This window comes from Sphingomonas zeicaulis, assembly GCF_050433225.1.
GTDB lineage: Bacteria > Pseudomonadota > Alphaproteobacteria > Sphingomonadales > Sphingomonadaceae > Sphingomonas_D > Sphingomonas_D zeicaulis.
Genome location: NZ_JBNPXQ010000006.1, coordinates 141,808 through 158,855, shown reverse-complemented (window position 1 = coordinate 158,855; position 17,048 = coordinate 141,808). Strand labels below are relative to the sequence as shown.

16 protein-coding genes are annotated in these 17,048 nt (G+C 67.2%); 6 read left to right on the top strand and 10 right to left on the bottom strand.

The genetic code is table 11. The features are described from left to right. Nucleotides 1–5 precede the first annotated feature (5 nt). From FHS96_RS19325 to FHS96_RS19300, 6 genes are all read left to right on the top strand, one after another. A complete protein-coding gene (locus FHS96_RS19325; protein ID WP_429595408.1) occupies nt 6–2,201 on the top strand; it encodes a molybdopterin-containing oxidoreductase family protein in 2,196 nt (731 codons plus the stop codon). Between the two features lie 47 nt (nt 2,202–2,248). Next, a complete protein-coding gene (locus FHS96_RS19320; RefSeq protein ID WP_429595405.1) occupies nt 2,249–3,220 on the top strand; it encodes a DUF7064 domain-containing protein in 972 nt (323 codons plus the stop codon). 5 nt (nt 3,221–3,225) lie between these two features. After that, the gene (locus FHS96_RS19315) at nt 3,226–4,305 is read left to right on the top strand and encodes a phosphotransferase (RefSeq protein WP_429595955.1); all 1,080 of its coding nucleotides are present in this window, start codon (nt 3,226–3,228) and stop codon (nt 4,303–4,305) included. A 26-nt stretch (nt 4,306–4,331) separates the two neighbouring features. Continuing rightward, entirely contained in the window at nt 4,332–5,264 is a 933-nt protein-coding gene (locus tag FHS96_RS19310; protein WP_429595402.1) for an NADP-dependent oxidoreductase, read from the top strand. 44 nt (nt 5,265–5,308) lie between these two features. Continuing rightward, nucleotides 5,309–6,304, top strand: coding sequence for a phosphotransferase family protein (locus FHS96_RS19305; protein ID WP_429595399.1), 996 nt, complete (start codon nt 5,309–5,311; stop codon nt 6,302–6,304). Nucleotides 6,305–6,442: 138 nt separating this feature from the next. Then, the gene (locus tag FHS96_RS19300) at nt 6,443–7,660 is read left to right on the top strand and encodes an MFS transporter (protein ID WP_429595396.1); all 1,218 of its coding nucleotides are present in this window, start codon (nt 6,443–6,445) and stop codon (nt 7,658–7,660) included. On the opposite strand, the gene FHS96_RS19295 is transcribed toward FHS96_RS19300, so the two are convergent. The 10 genes from FHS96_RS19295 to FHS96_RS19250 all read right to left on the bottom strand — a co-directional run bounded on the left by FHS96_RS19295 (nt 7,657) and on the right by FHS96_RS19250 (nt 16,947). Beyond that, complete coding sequence (locus FHS96_RS19295; RefSeq protein WP_429595393.1) at nt 7,657–8,421, bottom strand: TIM barrel protein; 765 nt, start codon at nt 8,419–8,421, stop codon at nt 7,657–7,659. The genes FHS96_RS19300 and FHS96_RS19295 overlap by 4 nt on opposite strands. A gap of 56 nt (nt 8,422–8,477) precedes the next feature. Further along, nucleotides 8,478–9,551: a CaiB/BaiF CoA transferase family protein gene (locus FHS96_RS19290; RefSeq protein ID WP_429595390.1), complete on the bottom strand. Its 1,074-nt coding sequence runs from the start codon at nt 9,549–9,551 to the stop codon at nt 8,478–8,480. After that, nucleotides 9,544–11,016, bottom strand: coding sequence for an AMP-binding protein (locus FHS96_RS19285; RefSeq protein ID WP_429595387.1), 1,473 nt, complete (start codon nt 11,014–11,016; stop codon nt 9,544–9,546). Before FHS96_RS19285 ends, FHS96_RS19290 begins: the two co-directional genes overlap by 8 nt. Then, entirely contained in the window at nt 11,013–12,050 is a 1,038-nt protein-coding gene (locus tag FHS96_RS19280) for a hypothetical protein (RefSeq protein WP_429595385.1), read from the bottom strand. Before FHS96_RS19280 ends, FHS96_RS19285 begins: the two co-directional genes overlap by 4 nt. Further along, entirely contained in the window at nt 12,031–12,588 is a 558-nt protein-coding gene (locus FHS96_RS19275; RefSeq protein ID WP_429595382.1) for a UGSC family (seleno)protein, read from the bottom strand. Before FHS96_RS19275 ends, FHS96_RS19280 begins: the two co-directional genes overlap by 20 nt. A gap of 57 nt (nt 12,589–12,645) precedes the next feature. Next, on the bottom strand, nt 12,646–13,551 hold the full coding sequence (locus FHS96_RS19270) for an SMP-30/gluconolactonase/LRE family protein (RefSeq protein WP_429595379.1): 906 nt from the start codon (nt 13,549–13,551) through the stop codon (nt 12,646–12,648). Beyond that, nucleotides 13,548–14,504, bottom strand: coding sequence for an SDR family NAD(P)-dependent oxidoreductase (locus FHS96_RS19265; protein WP_429595376.1), 957 nt, complete (start codon nt 14,502–14,504; stop codon nt 13,548–13,550). Before FHS96_RS19265 ends, FHS96_RS19270 begins: the two co-directional genes overlap by 4 nt. Next, nucleotides 14,494–15,258 (bottom strand): SDR family NAD(P)-dependent oxidoreductase, encoded by a 765-nt coding sequence (locus FHS96_RS19260; protein WP_429595373.1) that lies wholly within the window; start codon nt 15,256–15,258, stop codon nt 14,494–14,496. Before FHS96_RS19260 ends, FHS96_RS19265 begins: the two co-directional genes overlap by 11 nt. A gap of 14 nt (nt 15,259–15,272) precedes the next feature. Next, nucleotides 15,273–16,199, bottom strand: a complete 927-nt coding sequence (locus FHS96_RS19255; protein ID WP_429595370.1) for an SDR family NAD(P)-dependent oxidoreductase — start codon at nt 16,197–16,199, stop codon at nt 15,273–15,275. 100 nt (nt 16,200–16,299) lie between these two features. Then, the gene (locus FHS96_RS19250; RefSeq protein WP_429595367.1) at nt 16,300–16,947 is read right to left on the bottom strand and encodes a GntR family transcriptional regulator; all 648 of its coding nucleotides are present in this window, start codon (nt 16,945–16,947) and stop codon (nt 16,300–16,302) included. Nucleotides 16,948–17,048 lie beyond the last annotated feature (101 nt).

The following is a 17,048-nucleotide window of genomic DNA, read 5'->3' as shown; positions in this document are numbered from 1 at the left end:
GCGGCGTGGCGCAGGTCCATCCCAGCATCTGCCGGCTCTGCACGGCTTATTGCCCGATCCAGGTCACGGTGGACGGCGGCCGGGCCACGAAGGTTGCGGGCAATCCGCGCGCGCCCCTGTATGGCGGTTATACCTGCCCCAAGGGCCGCGCACTGCCCGAGCAGCATTATGGCGAACAGCGGCTGCTTCATGCGCTTCGGCGCGGCCCGGGTGGGTTCACGCCGATCCCCTCCGAACAGGCGATGGACGAGATCGCGGCAAGGCTGCAGGCCGTCATCGACCAGCATGGCCCGCGATCGGTCGCGCTCTATGTGGGCATGGGCCTAGTGCCATTCGCGGGATCGATGTCCGTTGCCGCCGGCTGGCTGCGCGGCATCGGATCGCCGATGTTTTTCACGGCGGGCTCGATCGACAAGCCGGGCATCCTGATCGCGCTTGCCCATCATGGCATGTGGCAGGCGGGGCAACCCGCCTTCGCCACCGCGGATGCCTGGCTGCTCGTCGGCATCAATCCTGTCATCTCCAAGTCGCCGGGCTTCCCCGGCCAGAACCCGGGCCGGGTGCTGAAGGACATGCAGTCCGCGAACGCGAAGCTGATCGTCGTCGATCCGCGGATGACCGAGACCGCGAAGCGCGCGCATATTCACATGCAGGCGCGCCCCGGCGAGGATGTCGCGATCCTCGCCGCGATGATCCATGTCATCCTGGCGGAAGGGCTGGAGGATCGCGACTTCGTTGCCGCCAATGCGCAGGGCCTCGCGGCATTGCGGGCGGCCGTCGCACCCTTCACGCCCGACCATGCGGCGGCGCGCGCCGGCATCTCCGCCGAAGACCTGATCGAGGCGGCGCGCATCTTCGCCACGGCCCACAACGCAGGGGTGAGTTGCGGCACCGGCCCCAGCTTCGCGACGCATTCGACGCTCACCGAATATCTGGCGCTCTGCCTCGCGACCCTTTGCGGCCACTGGGCGCGCGAGGGCGAGTTGCTTGCCAAGCCAAATGTGCTGTTGCCGGCCTATGAGGCCCGCGCGCAACCTTGGCCGCCTTTCCAGGGTTGGGGTTTCGAACCGCGCCTGCGTGTCCGAGGGCTGGGCGGCTGCGTCAGCGGCCTGTCCGCTGCGGCACTGGCCGACGAGATCCTCCTGCCGGGCGACGGCCAGGTGAAGGCGCTGATCGTCGCCGGCGGCAACCCGATGATGGCCTGGCCGGACCAGAACCGCGCCTTCGCCGCGCTCAACGCGCTGGACCTGCTGGTCACGCTCGACACCGAGATGACGGCGACCGCCGAGTTGTCGCACTATGTGATCGCGCCCCGGCTGACGCTGGAAACGCCGATGACGACCTACATGCCGGAAAGCGTGAAATATTACGGCACCACCCGCGGCTTCCCCGAACCTTATGCCGCTTATACTCCCGCGCTTGTCGAACCGCCGGCAGGCAGCGACGTCATCGAGGATTGGACGTTCTTCTGGGGCCTCGCGGCGCGGATGGGAACGCGGATCCCGGTGACAATGCGTTACGGCAATGGCCCGCAGGCCGAGCATCCGCCGCAGGAATTCGTGCTCGACCCCACGGAGCGCCGGCCGACCACCGACCAATTGATCGACCTGTCCTGCACGGGATCGCGGATCCCGTTGGAGCGCGTGAAGCAATATCCCGATGGTCATGTCTTCGCGAGCGATCAGCGCATCCTCCCGCGCGCGCCGGGCAATGACGACCGACTGGAGCTCGCCGCGCCGCCAATGCTGGACGAGCTGGCGGCGCTGCTGGCCGAGGACAATCGCGCGATCGAGGCGGACTATCCGTTCCGCCTCATTCCGCGCAGGACCAACACCATCCTCAACTCCTTCGGACGGCGGATCGCCAAACTGGCTGGTGACGGCACCAATCCCGCGCATCTCCATCCCAGCGACCTCGAGCGCCTGGGGCTCGCCGAAGGCGATTGCGTGACGATCCGGTCTCCGCACGGCGAGATCGAAGCGATTGTCGCGGCCGAAGCGGCGCTGCGGCCCGGCATGGTCTCGATGGCACATGGCTTCGGCACCAATCCCGGGGCGGACGATCCCCGCCGCACCGGTGGCAACACGGGCCGGCTGATCTCCGTTGAGGATGGCTATGATCCGGTGACCGGCCTTCCCCGTATGGGCAGCATCCCGGTGCGGCTGACACCGTCAGAGCGCCGCGAGATCGCTCCCGCCTGACCTCTTACCCCACATCTCCAACGATCGCCGAGCGAAGGGACATGGCCATGACATCACTGCCCGCCTTCACCGCAGCCGATGATTGCCCCCATGACCCGGGCGCCGAGGCGAGCTGGCAGGAAAGCGCGCTGTTCGTCTGGCATGATCGTGAGGCAGGCGTGGGCGGCTTCTGGCGGCTTGGGCAGGAACCCGTGGTGCAGGCGCTCAACAGCTGCTTCGCCCTGTTCACCGACGACGGTACGCGCTTCCGGTCCAACGTGACCGGCGTGCCCATGGCGGCCAGCGACCGTGGCGACCGTCATATGGGCTGGGGAAATGCGTTGCGCGTGGAGCTGGACAGTCTTCAGATTGCAGCCGACTTCGCCGATTGCACCGCGACGCTGCGGTTCGAGGACTTTCATCCACGCTACGACTATATGGCGCTGGTCAAGGGCCCGCCAATGCCGGACGGCACCGCGCATCATTTCGAGGTCGCCGGCCGGATGACCGGCACCGTCCGCCTCGGCGACCGTGAGATCGTGGTCGATGCGCTGGGCTATCGTGATCGCTCCTGGGGCCCGCGCTCCTGGGGATCGCTGCGGTCGACCCGATGGTGGCCGAGTGTGTTCGGCCCCGATCTCTCCGCGCACGTCCTCGCGGTGGTGACCGAGGGCGGGCAATATTTGAAGTTCGGCTACATCCTGCGTGACGGCGTGCCGCTCGCGATCGTCGATTCCGAGATTCTGGTTACGATGGAATCTGACGCGCTCAGTCCGCGCGGCGGTACGGCCCACATCCTGCTCGAGACCGGCGAGACCCTCGAGATTGGCTGCGACCGGGCGGATGGTGTGGCCATGCATGTGCGCGGCTACACCGCCGTCGAATGTATCGGCATCGCGCGCCTGGGCGACCGGATTGGCATGTCGAACCTGGAAGTGTCGACCAACGCGACCGGCGGGAATCGGCCGCCGGTGCTGGCGATCGGTGCGAACGGCGTCGATGGGCTGAGCGTCAGGAAGAGCTGGAGTGCACCGGCTTGACGCAAGTGGTCGCGCCCGCCGGCGCCCTGCCCCTGCCGCTCGTGCCGGAGGGTGTGACCGCCGATTGGCTGACCGAGGCGCTCCGCCAGCACCGGCCGGCGGTGACCGTCACCTCGGCCACGATCGTCGACATCCTGTGCGGCACCTCGACCAAGATCCGCGTGCGGGCAAGCTATGAGGGTGATGATGCGGGAGACCTGCCCGCCACGCTGATCGTCAAGGGCGGCTTCGAGGCGCACAGCCACGACATGGCGGCAATGTATGCCAACGAGGCCCGCTTCTATGCCGACATCCTGCCGTATATCAGCATGCCCTCACCGCGCTGCTACTTCGCAGGAAGTGACCCGAGATCGCACCAGTCGATCGTCATCATGGAGGATCTCAGGCGGCCCGGCCTGGAATTTTGCAGCGCGCTGCGCCCGCAGACATTCGACCAGGTTGCACGGCGTATCGACGCGATGGCGCACTATCACGCCGAGACCTGGCAGTCTCCGGCATTCGAGGCGGGCGGCCGCTGGTCCGACATCGGCAGCCGGTTCGAAAGCTGGGGCCAGGAATTCCAGCAGCGCTTCCTCGTCCCCGAGGTGTGGGACCATTACATGGCCTCGCCGCGCGGTGCCGCCGTGTCGACGCGTTGGCACGATCGCCACTGGATGGCGCAGGCGCTGACGACGATCGGTGAGATCCAGTTCGCGCAACCGCGCTGCCTGATCCATGGCGACACCCATCTGGGCAATCTGTTCATCGACGAGCATGGCGCGCCCGGCTTTTTCGACGCGCAGGTCGCGCGTACCGCTTGGCATCATGAAGTGTCGTATCACATCGTCTGCGCGTTCGACGTCGCCGAGCGGGCGAGATGGGAAGGCCCCCTGCTGCAACGCTACCTCACGGCGCTCGCAAGCCATGGGGTCGAGGTGCCCGGGTACGACTCGGCGTGGCTGGATTATCGGCGCTCGATCGCGTGGGGGCTGTTCATCTTCCTCACCAATCCGACCAAATATCAGACGGAGGCGGTGAACACCGCTTATGCCGCCCGCTTTTCCAGCGCCGCGCTCGACCATGATCTCAAGCGGCTGCTGGATTGAGCATGGATGAAGAGGGAGAGAGCAGGATGAAGGCATCGCGGATCCACCGGCACGGCGGCGCGGAAGAGTTGCGCTACGAAGATGCTGAACGCCCTTCGCCGGGCCCCGGCGAGGTGCTGATCCGCGTGGCGGCGGCGGGTGTGAACCCGGCAGATCACAAGCACCGCGCCGGCCTGTTCAAGGATTTCATTCGCTACGATTTCCCAAAGACCCTGGGCTATGACGTTGCGGGAACCGTCGCCGCGCTGGGCGTGGGCGTCGCAACGCTTGCGCCGGGCGCTCGCGTCTTCGCCCTGCTCGATCCGATGGTCGCGGGCGGCTATGCCGATTATGTGGTCACCGCGGCGACCGGTTGCGCGCACCTGCCCGACGGGCTTGATTTCGCCACCGCCGCGGGGATGCCGTGCCCCGCGCTCACCGGCACGCAGATGGTGGAGGAGTATCTCCGACCGGCGCCGGGCGATCTCATTCTCGTCACCGGAGCGACCGGCATGGTCGGCCGCTTCGCGGTGCATGCGGCGAAAGCGGCGGGCGCGCGGGTAGTCGCCGCCGTTCGCCCTGCCTATGCCGAGGCCGCGCGCGCGCTCGGCGTCGACCATGTGGTCGCGCTGGACGGTGCCGGCTGGGGCGGCGCCCCCTTCGACGGCGTCATCGACACGGTCGGCGGCGCAGCATCGACGGCGCTGGCCATGGCGACGAGGCTGGGCGGCCACATCCTGACCGCCGCCACGGATCCGCTCGACAGCGCGCGGCTGCCGGTCACGCCAGAGTTCGTCGCGGTGCATCCGGACGGCGCCCGCCTCGCCATGCTTGGCGCAGACGTGGCTGCCGGCGCCATCGCGGTACCAATTGCGGCGCGGTTCCACTTGTCCGAAGCAGGGCGGGCGCAGGAGATGATCGAGCGCGGCGGCGTGCGTGGCAAGGTGGTGCTGATCGTCGACGACAGCCAACCCCGATGACGGCGCTGCCAGCGCGCGACCTTTCGGCGACCCGGGACACCATGATGGCGTGGCTTCATGCCCGCATGCCGCGGGCCGGCTCGATCGATCTGGCGCCGCTTCGCGCGGCGGAAGGCGGTTCTTCCAGCGAGACGATCTTCCTCGACGTCGACATTGTCGAAGGCGGCGCGCGCCGGCGGGAGCATTGGGTGCTGCGCATCCAGGCTATGCGACACCAGGTCTATGCGGACCCGTCGATCGCGCGGCAGTATCGGGTGATGGAATGCGTCCGTCGCGAAAGCACGGCACCGGTACCACGCCTGCTCTGGCTGGAGGAGGATCCGTCCATCCTCGGAGCACCCTTTTTTGTTATGGAACACGTCGCTGGCGCCGTTCCCCACGAGCGCTATCACAGCCAGGGTACGCTGTTCGACGCGTCCCCTGCCGCGCGGACGTCAATGTGGCTCGCGGGCGTGCAGGCGATGGCCGCGATCCACCGCATCCCGGCGGACCGCGCTGCCTTCCTGAACCGCCCGGCCTTGGGTGCGACCGGGCTCGACCAAGAGATCGCCGCGTGGGACGCCTATCTTGACTGGGCGGGCGTGCCGCCTCATCCCGTGCTCGAGAAGGCGCGCGGCTGGATCGCTGCACACATGCCCGCCTATCGCCCCACGGGCCTCGCCTGGGGAGATGCCCGGCTGGGTAATATGGTGTTCCGGGAGCAGCGGTGCTGCGCCGTGCTGGATTGGGAAACGGCCTCGCTTGGCGGCGCGGAAAGCGATCTCGGCTGGTGGATCTATTATGATTGGTGGGTCACCGAAGGCACGGGCGTTCCCCGCCTCGACGGGATCGGCGGTCGCGAGGAGACGATCCGCGCCTGGGAGGATGCCATTGGCCGGAGGGCTGATGCGATGGCGTGGCACGAGATGTTCGCGACCTACCGCTTCGCGATCATCAGCGAACGCGCGATCGCACTGGCGCTGGCGGCCAATGCAAGCCTTCCGATCAGCGGCGGCGACGGCAACCCCGCAGTGCGCCGATTGCGCGACCTGCTGGGCTGAGCACCCGAAGTCCGGCGCACGCACGCGCGTCATCGCATATCAGATGGGGGATGCCTCGCACGCGCCGCTATGCATCGATCCGGTCATCGCCCAGCATGCCCGGCGTCGAGATCGGGAGAGCATGGCGGGATGGAGCACATGTCGCACGCGCGGATGGCGGTTCGGGAATGGCGCGCTGCCTGGCGCCAGGGCGTGGCGGCGCTGTTCGCCGGATCGCTGGGCTATTCGCTGTTCTCCGCGGTCTCCAGCCTGTTCGTCGAACCGCTGCAGCACCAGTTCGGCTGGTCGCGCGGAGACATTGCCTTCGTCCACAGCTTCGGCCTGGTCACCGCCTTCGCCGCGCCGGTCATCGGGCGGCTGACCGATCGGCGGGGCGTACGCCCGATCCTCGTGACCGGCCTGCTGTTCACGGCTGCCGGCTATGTGCTCCTGGCGCTGATGGGCGGGTCGCTCGGCTATTATTACGCCGCTTATTTCCTGTTCTCGATGGCCGGCATGGCGACGACCGGCATCACCGTCACGCGCATCCTGAGCGGCGCCTTCGATCGCACGCGCGGTACCGCGCTCGCGATCGGCCGGTCGGGTCTGGCGATCGCGGGCGCGCTGATGCCGATGCTGCTCTTTCCCGTCATCGGCCGGTTCGGCACGATGGGCGGATATCTGACGCTCGGTGCCTTCATCCTCGCCCTTCCCTTGCCGCTGATCTGGCTGTGGCTGCCGCGCAGGATGGCGGTGCCAGCCGCGCGGGCGAACCGCACGCCGACGATCGACTCGTGGCGGGGGCTGCTCGCCAGGCGCAAGGTCCAGATTCTGATTGCCGCATCGGTGCTCAATTATGTCCCGGTGGTGTCGCTGCTGTCGCAGATGAAGCCGCTGGCGGTCGAGAAGGGGCTCGATGCGGTTGCCGCGGTCGGCGCCGTCTCCGTCATGGGAACCGCCGCCGCGTTCGGCGCGCTGCTGAGCGGCGTGCTGGTGGATCGGTTATGGGCGCCAGCAGTCGCGTTCGTGCTCAACATGGCGCCGGCGGTCGGGTGCCTGTTTCTGCTTCAGGCCGACGTACCGCCCGCGCTGTTCTATGGCGCGGTGCTGATGATCGGATTGGGCCAAGGGGCCGAGATCGACATCGTCGCATTCATGATCGCCCGCTATTTCGGGCTGCGCAGCTATGCGACGATCTACAGTCTCTCGACCCTGGGCATCGCGCTCGGTGTCGCTGTGGGGGCCAGTCTGATCGGCCGCGCCTATGATCATTTTGGCAGTTACAACGTCGCGATCATGGCGGCTTCAGCCAGTTTCGCACTGGCCGCGGTCGCTTACCTCGCAATGGGTCGATACCCTGACGAGCTGCCGGACTAGGGCAGCCGCGTCAGTGCGTCGAGCGCTGCGCGCTCACCCGCGCTGCCGTTTGCTGCGGGCATGAACTCCGTCTCGATCAGTCCCTTCCAGCCGATCATGTCGAGCGCTGACATAATCGGCTTGAAATCGATCTTGCCCGCTCCCGGCTCGACGCGACCGGGCATGTCGGCGAACTGAACGCCGGCGAGAATGTCCACGTGCCGAACGATTGCACCTGCCATATCTTCGCCGTTGCAGTCGCAGTGGCAGCTATCGAGAATGAGCCCGAGCGCGGGCGAGCCGATCGTCCTGACAAGGCGTGCAAGCGCCGTGACCTTCACGTCGAGCGCGTGAGGCACGCGCGCACGGCTGATCGACTCGAGCGCCAGCATGACGCCGCGCTCCGCCGCCATCCGGGCCGCGATCGCCAGATTGTCGGTCGCATGGCCCAACTGGTCGTCGCGAGGTCCACCGCCGTCGAGCACAATGAGATTGACGATGCCGCCGCCGATATCCGCAGCAACCGACCAGGTCGTCGCGAGCGCGCCCTCGATATCGGCCATCCGCTGCCCCCAGTAGCAGGTCGACGCGCCCGGTGGATCATGAACGAAACTGCCCATCGCCAGACCGTGATCGCGTAACGCCAGCCGCATGTCGCGGCGGACGGGTGGCGCGCGCAACTTAAGCAGATTGTCCGTGACGCCTGCAAAACCGAGCCGCGCTGCGCATGCGATCTGAGCGACCGGATCGGTACTGCCGGCGCTGGCCCGGAGAAGGGGCATGTCGCTGGACGCGATGCCGAGATGCGCTGCGAAGCGCCAGCGGGAGGAAGCAAGGCTCAGGCCAGTGCCCACCGCGCCCATACAGCATCGACATCCCGCTCGAGCGGCGGGTTCACCTCTCCGATGCGGCCCGGCGTGCGCGAAAGGCGCGGTGTCGGCGCGGCCAATGCCAGATCGCCGAGGCTTTCGTGGCTTACACGCACGAGGCTGCCGCGCTCGCTCACGTGCGGATCGTCGAGCAGACTGTCGAGGTCATTCACAGCCGCCACCGGAATACGCCTGGCAGCCAGGAGGTCGATCAACGCCATCTGCGCCTGCCCGGCGATCCAGCGCGCGACGCGCGCATCCTCGTCTCCCTCCCCGCCGGCGAGCGCGACGAGATCGGCCTGATGGCGCGCGGTGCTCGCGGAGATGGCAACAAAGCGGCCATCCGCCGTGCGATAGACATTGCGCAGGACGCCGGGCAGTCGGGAACCGCAGCGGCGGGGCGGTCGACCCGGCGTCCAATGCTGGGCGGCATGCGCGACGATCTGCAGGACCGGCTCATAAAGGCTCGCATCCACCTGTTGGCCCCGACCGTTGCGCTCGCGGTTGTAGACCGCGGCCAGTGTGCCGATCACCGCGCTCATCGCGCCCACCGCGTCGCCAAGGGCAACGGACGGCAACATCGGCGGACCATCCGCTTCCCCCATCAGCCAGGTCAGGCCACCGAACCCCTCGCCGATCGTGCCCGATCCCGGCCGATCGGCGTAGGGGCCGCTCGCGCCGAAACAGGATATGCTGAGCATGATCAGCCGCGGATTAAGTGCGGAGAGTACAGGCCAGCCGATGCCACGCCTTTCGAGCACCGCAGCAGGATAGTTTTCGACGACGATGTCGGCCTGTTTCACCAGATCCTTGAACGCCGTGATGCCGGCGGCTGTGCGCAGGTCAAGGGCGAGGCAGGTCTTGCCGCGCGCCACGATCGGCCACATCTTGGTGCCACGAAAAGGATCGCCGTCCGGCGGCTCGATCTTCAGCACGTCGGCGCCGAAATCCGCCATGATCGTCGCGGCCAGCGGTGCGGCATAGAGCGACGCCATGTCGATCACCCTGAGGCCCGAGAGCGCGCCGCTATCGGGTTCAGCCATGCACCGCCTCCTGCCCGAGAAAGTTTTCCCGCAGCCTGCGTTTCATGATCTTGCCGGTCTCCTCGCGCGGAAGCGCGGCGACAATGGCGATGTGCCGAGGCACCTTGTAGCCGGCGATCCGCTCTTTCAGAAAGCTGCGCACGGCTTCGACCGAAAGATCTGCGTTCGATTGCAGCTGCGCTGCGAGTGTTTCGCCATATTCCGGATCGGGCACGCCAAACACCGCGCAATCGGCGATGTCGGGATGTTCCAGGAGAGCGGCTTCGACTTCGGCCGGATAGATGTTCACGCCGCCGGAAATCACCATGTCGACACGCCGGTCGCACAGGAAGAGATACCCCTCATCGTCCAGCCAGCCGACATCGCCGCAGGTGATCAGCCCGCCATGTTCGACCGACGCCCGTTTGGCGGCATCGCCATGAAAGGTGAAATCCGGCGTGCCGTGGATGCGCAGATAGACGTCGCCGACGATTCCGGATTCCGCCCAGCCGCCACCCTCGGCAAGAACGCGAACCTCGCCGGTGAGCACCGGCTTGCCCACGCTGCCCGGGCGCGCGAGCCATTCGGCAGGGCTGATCTTTGTGACCACCCCGGTCTCGGTCGAGCCATATGTTTCGTGGAGCACCGGCCCCCACCATGCCAGCATCGCCCGCTTCACTTCCGCCGCGCACGGAGCACCCGAATGAACCACATGGCGCAGCGTGGCGAGATCGTAGCGCGCCTTCACCTCGGCCGGCAGGCGCAGCAGGCGCACGAACAGGGTCGGCACCAGCGCACTATGGGTGACGCCGTACTGCGCGATGAGGCGCAGGCACGCCTCGGGATCGAACCGTTCCATGACGATCACGGAGCCACCTGCGCCAAAGGTCGCCATCAGCAGCGCCTGGCTGAAGAGATGGTAGAGCGGTCCCGTCACCAGCGCGACATTCTCCGGCCCGGTATCGTGAATGATCGACAGCACGCGCGCCCGCTGCGCCGATTCCTCGCCGGTCGCCGGCAGGCGCTTGACCGCCTTGGGCCGCCCCGTCGTTCCCGAGGTGTAGACCATCGACGAACCCAAGCCGTTGCCGAGCCCGCCATAGGGTTCATGGGCCGCGATCCAGCCCTCATAGTCCACCCAATCCGGCCCCGCCGCATCCACGGCGACGACCGGCAGACGATCGGGAAGCGCGTCGCGGATCGCGTCCAGCAGATCGGCATGTCCGATCAGGACGCGCGGCGGGCAATCGCGCAGGACATAGCCGATCTCGCTCGCATGCCAGTGCCAGTTGATCGGCACGCCATAGGCATCGAGTCTGCGGACGGCGAGATTGGCCTCGAGCACCGGAAAGTCGTTGCGCAGCAGCAGCGCCACCGCGTCGCCAGCGACGACGCCGGCCGCCGCCATGGCGCCTGCCAGCCGCGCCGCGCGGTCGAGCACCTCGGCGCGGGTGCGCACGCGATCGCCGACGATGACTGTGCTCATGCCGCCACGACCGGCTGCGAGACGGTCAGGCAGGTGCCCCAGCTATGCAGCATCGCCGCGTGCAGGCCGCCCTCCCCGCCGGCGACCATGACCAGCACATCCTCGGGCGTCGGGACCAGATGGACGCGTCCGTCCGGCTTGATGCGCCCGAGATTGCCGATGGGATCACGATATTCGGGCCGGAACCAGTCGATCGGAAGCGCGCATCTGTCCCACAGATAGGCCTGCACGTCGGCGATGTCGGGGTAGTCCCTGGCGATCACCTCCGCCCAGATCGGATTGATCACGCACAAGGTTTCGGAAAAGGCCGATGAGGGCAGGAATCCGTTGGCACCCGGATAGGCCATCGACTTGGCGATCATGTCGAGAAAGCCATCGGCGCTTTTCGTCACCACGTCGCAGATGTTCGCGGTTCCCATCGCGCCATAGGCGGTGACGGCATCGCCCGGAACACCCCGCCGCTCGGCGAGCGGCGCCCAGGGCGAACGCTCTTCCCATTCGGCGAAAACGATGCCCGCGACCCGGCCCGGCGTCCCGTAGACGCTCTGCGACGTGGCGCCGATCAGTTGTCCGGCAACGTTGCGCATGATCAGGCGGATCGCCCGGCCAATGGCAACCGCCGGCGACGCCACGCCCCCCAGGCAACCGGCCTGATACGGAATATCCAGCCGGTTGCGGATGGGCCCGTTGACGATCAGCGCCGGTACGACCGACCCGGTCGTGGCATTGAGACCGGCGAGGTCGAACTTGGGATCGGCCATCGCCGCGATGGCGGCGCACAGCAGCGACATCGCGGTGCCGTTGCAGCCGGCCATCACGGCGTTGACCGCGATCTTCTCGACCGTGCATTCGGCGCGCATTGGCGGCAGCACCGCAACGAGTTCGTCGGGGAAGCGACCGCCCGCCACGAGGAAATCCTGGACGCGCGCCTCGGTGGGTGGGATCAGGGGAAGTCCGTCGCCCCAGCCCTGCGCCATCGCCCAGTCGTTGAAGGCGACGATGTCGTCGTTAACCTCATGCCGCCGACTGCTCAACCAATCGGCTTCGCACCCCGAAACCCCGCAGGAACGATCGGTACTGATCTCTTGCAATGTCATCGACCTGCTCTTTCGAAAGGATGTCGAGGGGATAGGGAAGGATGTGCAGGCGCAGGCCCGATCGCCCGCCGCGCTTGGCGAGATTTCTCGCCAGTCCTTCGAAATGGGCGGTGGCCACCGCGATCGTCGGAAGGCCCGCTGCCGCCGCGGTGAGCGCGTCCGCAATGGTCCAGCTGGTACATGATCCGCAATTGCCCAGGCCGACGATCGCGAGGTCGCTCCGGCCGATCAGGGCGCGATATTCAGCGTCGGCGGCAATGCCTTCCGCTCCGGTGCGGCCGCAACTGCGCCAGAAGACGACTTCCGCGCCCTCGGCGCGCAGCCCTTCCGCCCAGACCGCGCTCACCCAGTCCCAGCTCCGCCATAGCATGTCGATGCGGATCGCCACGCGCTTGCCGGCGAGCCCGCCAGCTTCGGCACCGGCATCGGCGATATCGTGCGCCAGCGATGCGGTGGGGTCGAGAATGATCGTCATAGCGTCTCCTCTCTTTCCGCTCTTATGCATGTTGCATGCAAAGTTGCAAGGCCGTGATCAGAAGGTGAAACGGGCCTCGGGCAGGCCGCGCAAGCCCGTTCTGATCGTGAACAGACCACCCGCCTGCGCCCCCATCGGTTCGTCGCCGGGGATGTGGCGGTGCGCCGCGCTGGTCAGATAAAGCATGGCGAGGTCAGGACCGCCGAAGGCGATCTTTGTCGGCTGCAGCACGGGCACCGGGATCTCGCGCTCCAGGCGGCCATCGGGCGTATAGCGCGCGACCGCGCCCTTCATCAGAAGCGCGACCCAATAGCCGCCCTCGGCATCGACCTCGGCACCGTCGAAGATGCCGTCGGCGCGATCGCGCGTCACGAATACGCGCCGGTTGGAGGGCATGCCGTTCTCGACGTCATAGTCGAAGGCGTAGACGGTGGCCGCGGGCGAGTCGGCGAGATACAGGGTGCGGCCATCCGGGCTGAACGCCATGCCGTTCGCACATGTGATGTCGTCGATCACCGGCACCAGGCCGCGATCGTCCAGCCGATAGACCGCTGCGCGCCCGGCCTCACGGGACTGGTAATAGGACAGGTCGACCGATCCGATCAGATAGCGGCCCTGCCTATCGCAGCGGCCATCATTGTAGCGATGCGTGTCCTGTGGATAGGGTGGTGGCGCCGCGACCGGCGCCAATGCGCCCGTTGCACGGTCGAAATCGAACAGGCCGGACCGAAGCGCGACCAGGATCGGTTCGTTCGCGCCGCGCAGTGCGAAGCTGCTCACATGCGCCGGCATCTGCCATGCCTCGTTCGTGCCGGACCCGGGATCGAAAGCGTTGAGCCGGTGCGCTTCCTGGTCGACCCAGAACAGCTTGCGTTCAGACCCAGACCAGACCGGCGTTTCGCCCGATTGCGCCTTGATGTCGAGCACGCAGGTCACCGCGGCGATATCCGTTGGGTCCGTCATGCGCCCAGCACCTGGGCATATTCGTCATAGACGTCCGCTGGCTCGTCGAGGGCGCCGCGCGCACAGATCGCGTCCCAGTGCGCCGCGATGTCCGCCGGTTCGGGCGTCCCTGCCTCCTCGACGCGCCACCCCTTGCCGACGCCGATGACCACCTCGCCATAGCGGCCGAACGCATAGGAGAAGAGGCCGCGGCTCCGCGTGCAGCGGTCGCTCGCCAAATAGAGCGCCAGCGCTGCGCTGTAGGCGGGGTCGCCGCGCCGGTTGGCCGCGAAGTCAATCCGGTCCATGCTCGCAGCGAAGGCGGGCAATTCGCGGAACCCCCGGCCCATCGCTGCGCCGACCCGGCTCGATGCATTCGGCATCAGCACGTTCGAGAGAATGCCATGCGGCGCACCTTCGATCGCGATGGTATGGGAAAGACCGACGATCGCCGCCTTGGCCATCGCATAATTGGCCATCCAAGCATGGCCGAACAGGCCGGTCCCCGAACCGGTGAACACGAAGCGGCCATAGCCTTGCCGACGCATCTGACGGAAGGCTGGCTGGGCGAGGAAGACACTGCCCCTCAGGTGCACGTCCATCACCCTGTCCAGCGCCTCGGCGGTCATGTCCTCGAACCGGCTGTTGGCGACGATGCCAGCGCTGGGGATGACGACATCCAGCCGGCCGAAATGGTCGAGCGCGCATTCCACCACCGTCGCGCCGGTGGCGGGTTCTGCAACCGAATCGTGGTTCGCGACCGCATCGCCGCCCGCCTGCCGGATCTGCGCCACGACCGCATCCGCCGCGGTCGCCGAGGCCCCCTGTCCGCTCGGATCGCCGCCGAGATCATTGACCACCACCTTCGCGCCGTGTCGCCCGAGCGCGAGCGCGAGCGCATGCGCGCGGCCGATGCCGTTGCCGCCACCGGTGACCACTGCCACCCGCCCATCGAACCATCGCTCAGCGGTCATAGAAAGCCCGTCCTCCGTCGACATGGAAGGTGCGGCTGGTGATGTAGCTCGCGGCGTCGCTCGCCAGGAACACAATGGTCTGTCCGACATCCTTTTCGCCGTCGCCCATGCGGCGCATCGGGATCATCGCGAGTTGGTGCGCCTGCTCCGCCTCGCTCAGGCTTTTCCACCAGCTATCGAACAGCGGCGTCGCGACCATCGGACAGACGGTGTTGACGGTGATGCCATACTGGCCCCAGCCGGTCGCGGCGGTCTTGGTGAGGCCCCTGATCCCCTCCTTGGCGATGGCATAGGCGCCCACCTCAGGCAGGCCCATGGTCGCGCCGCCCGAACCGAAATTGACGATCCGTCCGCCGCGCGCCTTCATCGTCGGGAAGCAGGCCTGCATCATGTAGAGCGAGCCGTGGATCGAGGAGCGCAGTACCAGGTCCAGATTGGCGTCGTCGACATGCTCGATCGCCCGGTTGTCGGCCGACACCGCATTGTTGACCAGCAGCCAGACCGGTCCCAGATCCGCTTCCGTCCGCGCCACCGCCGCGTCGACCTGCGCCCGATCGGTGATATCGCACACCGCGACGATCGCGTGGCCGCCTTCGGCCGCGATCGTCGCGCGCGTCCGTTCAAGTGTTTCAGCGGTCCGACCGGCCAGCGCCACCGCCGCACCGGCCTTGGCCAACGCACGAGCGATACCCACGCCCATGCCCGAACCGCTGCCGGTCACGATCGCGACCTTGCCATCCAGAACTTTCTCCATCCGCGCTTCCCCTCTCAGAACAGACCGGCCTGGCCGCCCGACCAGGGCAGGTGCGCGAAATAGCGCTCGGTCTGCGCCCAGAGCGTCGGGATCATCGTGGGCCGGCTCAGGTCGCGGATCACTGCAATATTGGCGGCGATGCCTTCCGGCGTGATCGCGGGATCGAACATGCCGTCATTGTCGAAGATCGCGAGTCGCGCCACGCGCCCGCCGCCGACGTTGAAGATCTCGCCGCTGAATTCGAGCGGCTCGCTGCAAAGATAGGCGACCAGCGCCGACACCTTCCCCGGCTGGAAGTGCGTACGATACCATTGCGCCAGATCCGCCTGCGAGCCGTCGGTGAGGCGCGAGGCGCCGGTCGGGAAGATCCCGTTGACCAGAATGTTGTGCGGTCGACCGTCGAAGGCCACGTCATGGGTGAGACCGAGCAGCCCTGCCTTGCCCGCCGCATAAGGCGCGAGTTGGCCCGCGCCGAGCACGGCCGAGGACATCACATTGACGATGCGTCCGAACCGCTGCGCGCGCATCAGCGGCCAGACGCGCCGCAGCAGCATGTAGGGGCCGATGAAATTGGTCCGCACGACGCCTTCGATCTCGTCATCGTCATAGGCATCGGGTTCGCCGATCAGCGCTCCCCCGGCATTGTTGACGAGGATGTCGACCCTGCCGAACCGGTCCAACGCATGATCGACGATCTCGCGGGCTGCGGCGCCCGTGCCGACCTGCGTGGCATCGGCCTCGGCCTCGCCGCCTGCCGCGACGATCTCGTCGGCCACGGCCTGCGCGTGGGAAATGGTGCCCGGGCGGATCGTGGATTGCGATCCGCCATAATCGTTGACGAGAAGTTTTGCGCCGCGCGCGGCCAAGAGCAGCGCATGGGCCCGCCCCATGCCGCGCCCGGCACCGGTTACGATCGCTACCCTGCCATCCAGCCGAATCATGCAGTCCTCCGCCCTGCGGCAATCATACATGCAACATGCAAATCATCGCGGTGCGTACGACTTCCCGCCGCACTTATCGGCCTTGTGATACCTTTCCGGTTCAGTCCGCCGGCGGCACCGATCGCAGGAAGGTGCGCGTCCGCTCGATATGGGCGCGGAGTGCCCGCTCGGCCGCGTCGGCATCGGCTGCGGCCAAGGCGTCGACGATTGCGCGATGATCCCGGATCACCGCTTTTCCGCTCCAGCCCTTGGCGCGCGACAGGCGGCCGTTGAGTACCCGCAGTTGCTGATCGATCTGCACCAGCTGCCGCGCCAGCCGCGCATTGCCGGCGCCCTCGCGAATCATTGCATGGAACGCCGCGTCCAGTTCGACGTGACGCGTGAGATCGCCGCCTTTGACCACCGCCTCATGTTCCGCGACGAGCGCCTTGAGCGCGCGCACGGCGCCCTTGTCCATGCGCTCGGCCGCACGGCGCGCCGTCATGATCTCCAGCCCCTCGCGAATGTCGAGCAGGTCGAGGATCTCAAGCGCGCCGCCAGCGATCACAGCGACTCCGGCGCTGGGGCGCGGCTCGACAAGGCCTTCGCGCTCGAGCACGATCAGCCCCTCGCGCGCCGGCGTCCGGCTGACCCCGAGCTGGCGTGCGATTTCCGGCACGCTGAGATGCGTGCCCGGCGGCAACGCACCGGACAGGATCGCGTTACGCAGTCGCTCAGCAACCTTTTCGGTCAGGGCTTCGGAGCGCAAAAGAGGCTCGAATGGGTCCGGATTGTCCTTGTGCGCCGCAGCGCGGGCCTGATCCTTTTGCATGCAAGTCGTCATGCGCCCAATCAAACGACGTTGCAATT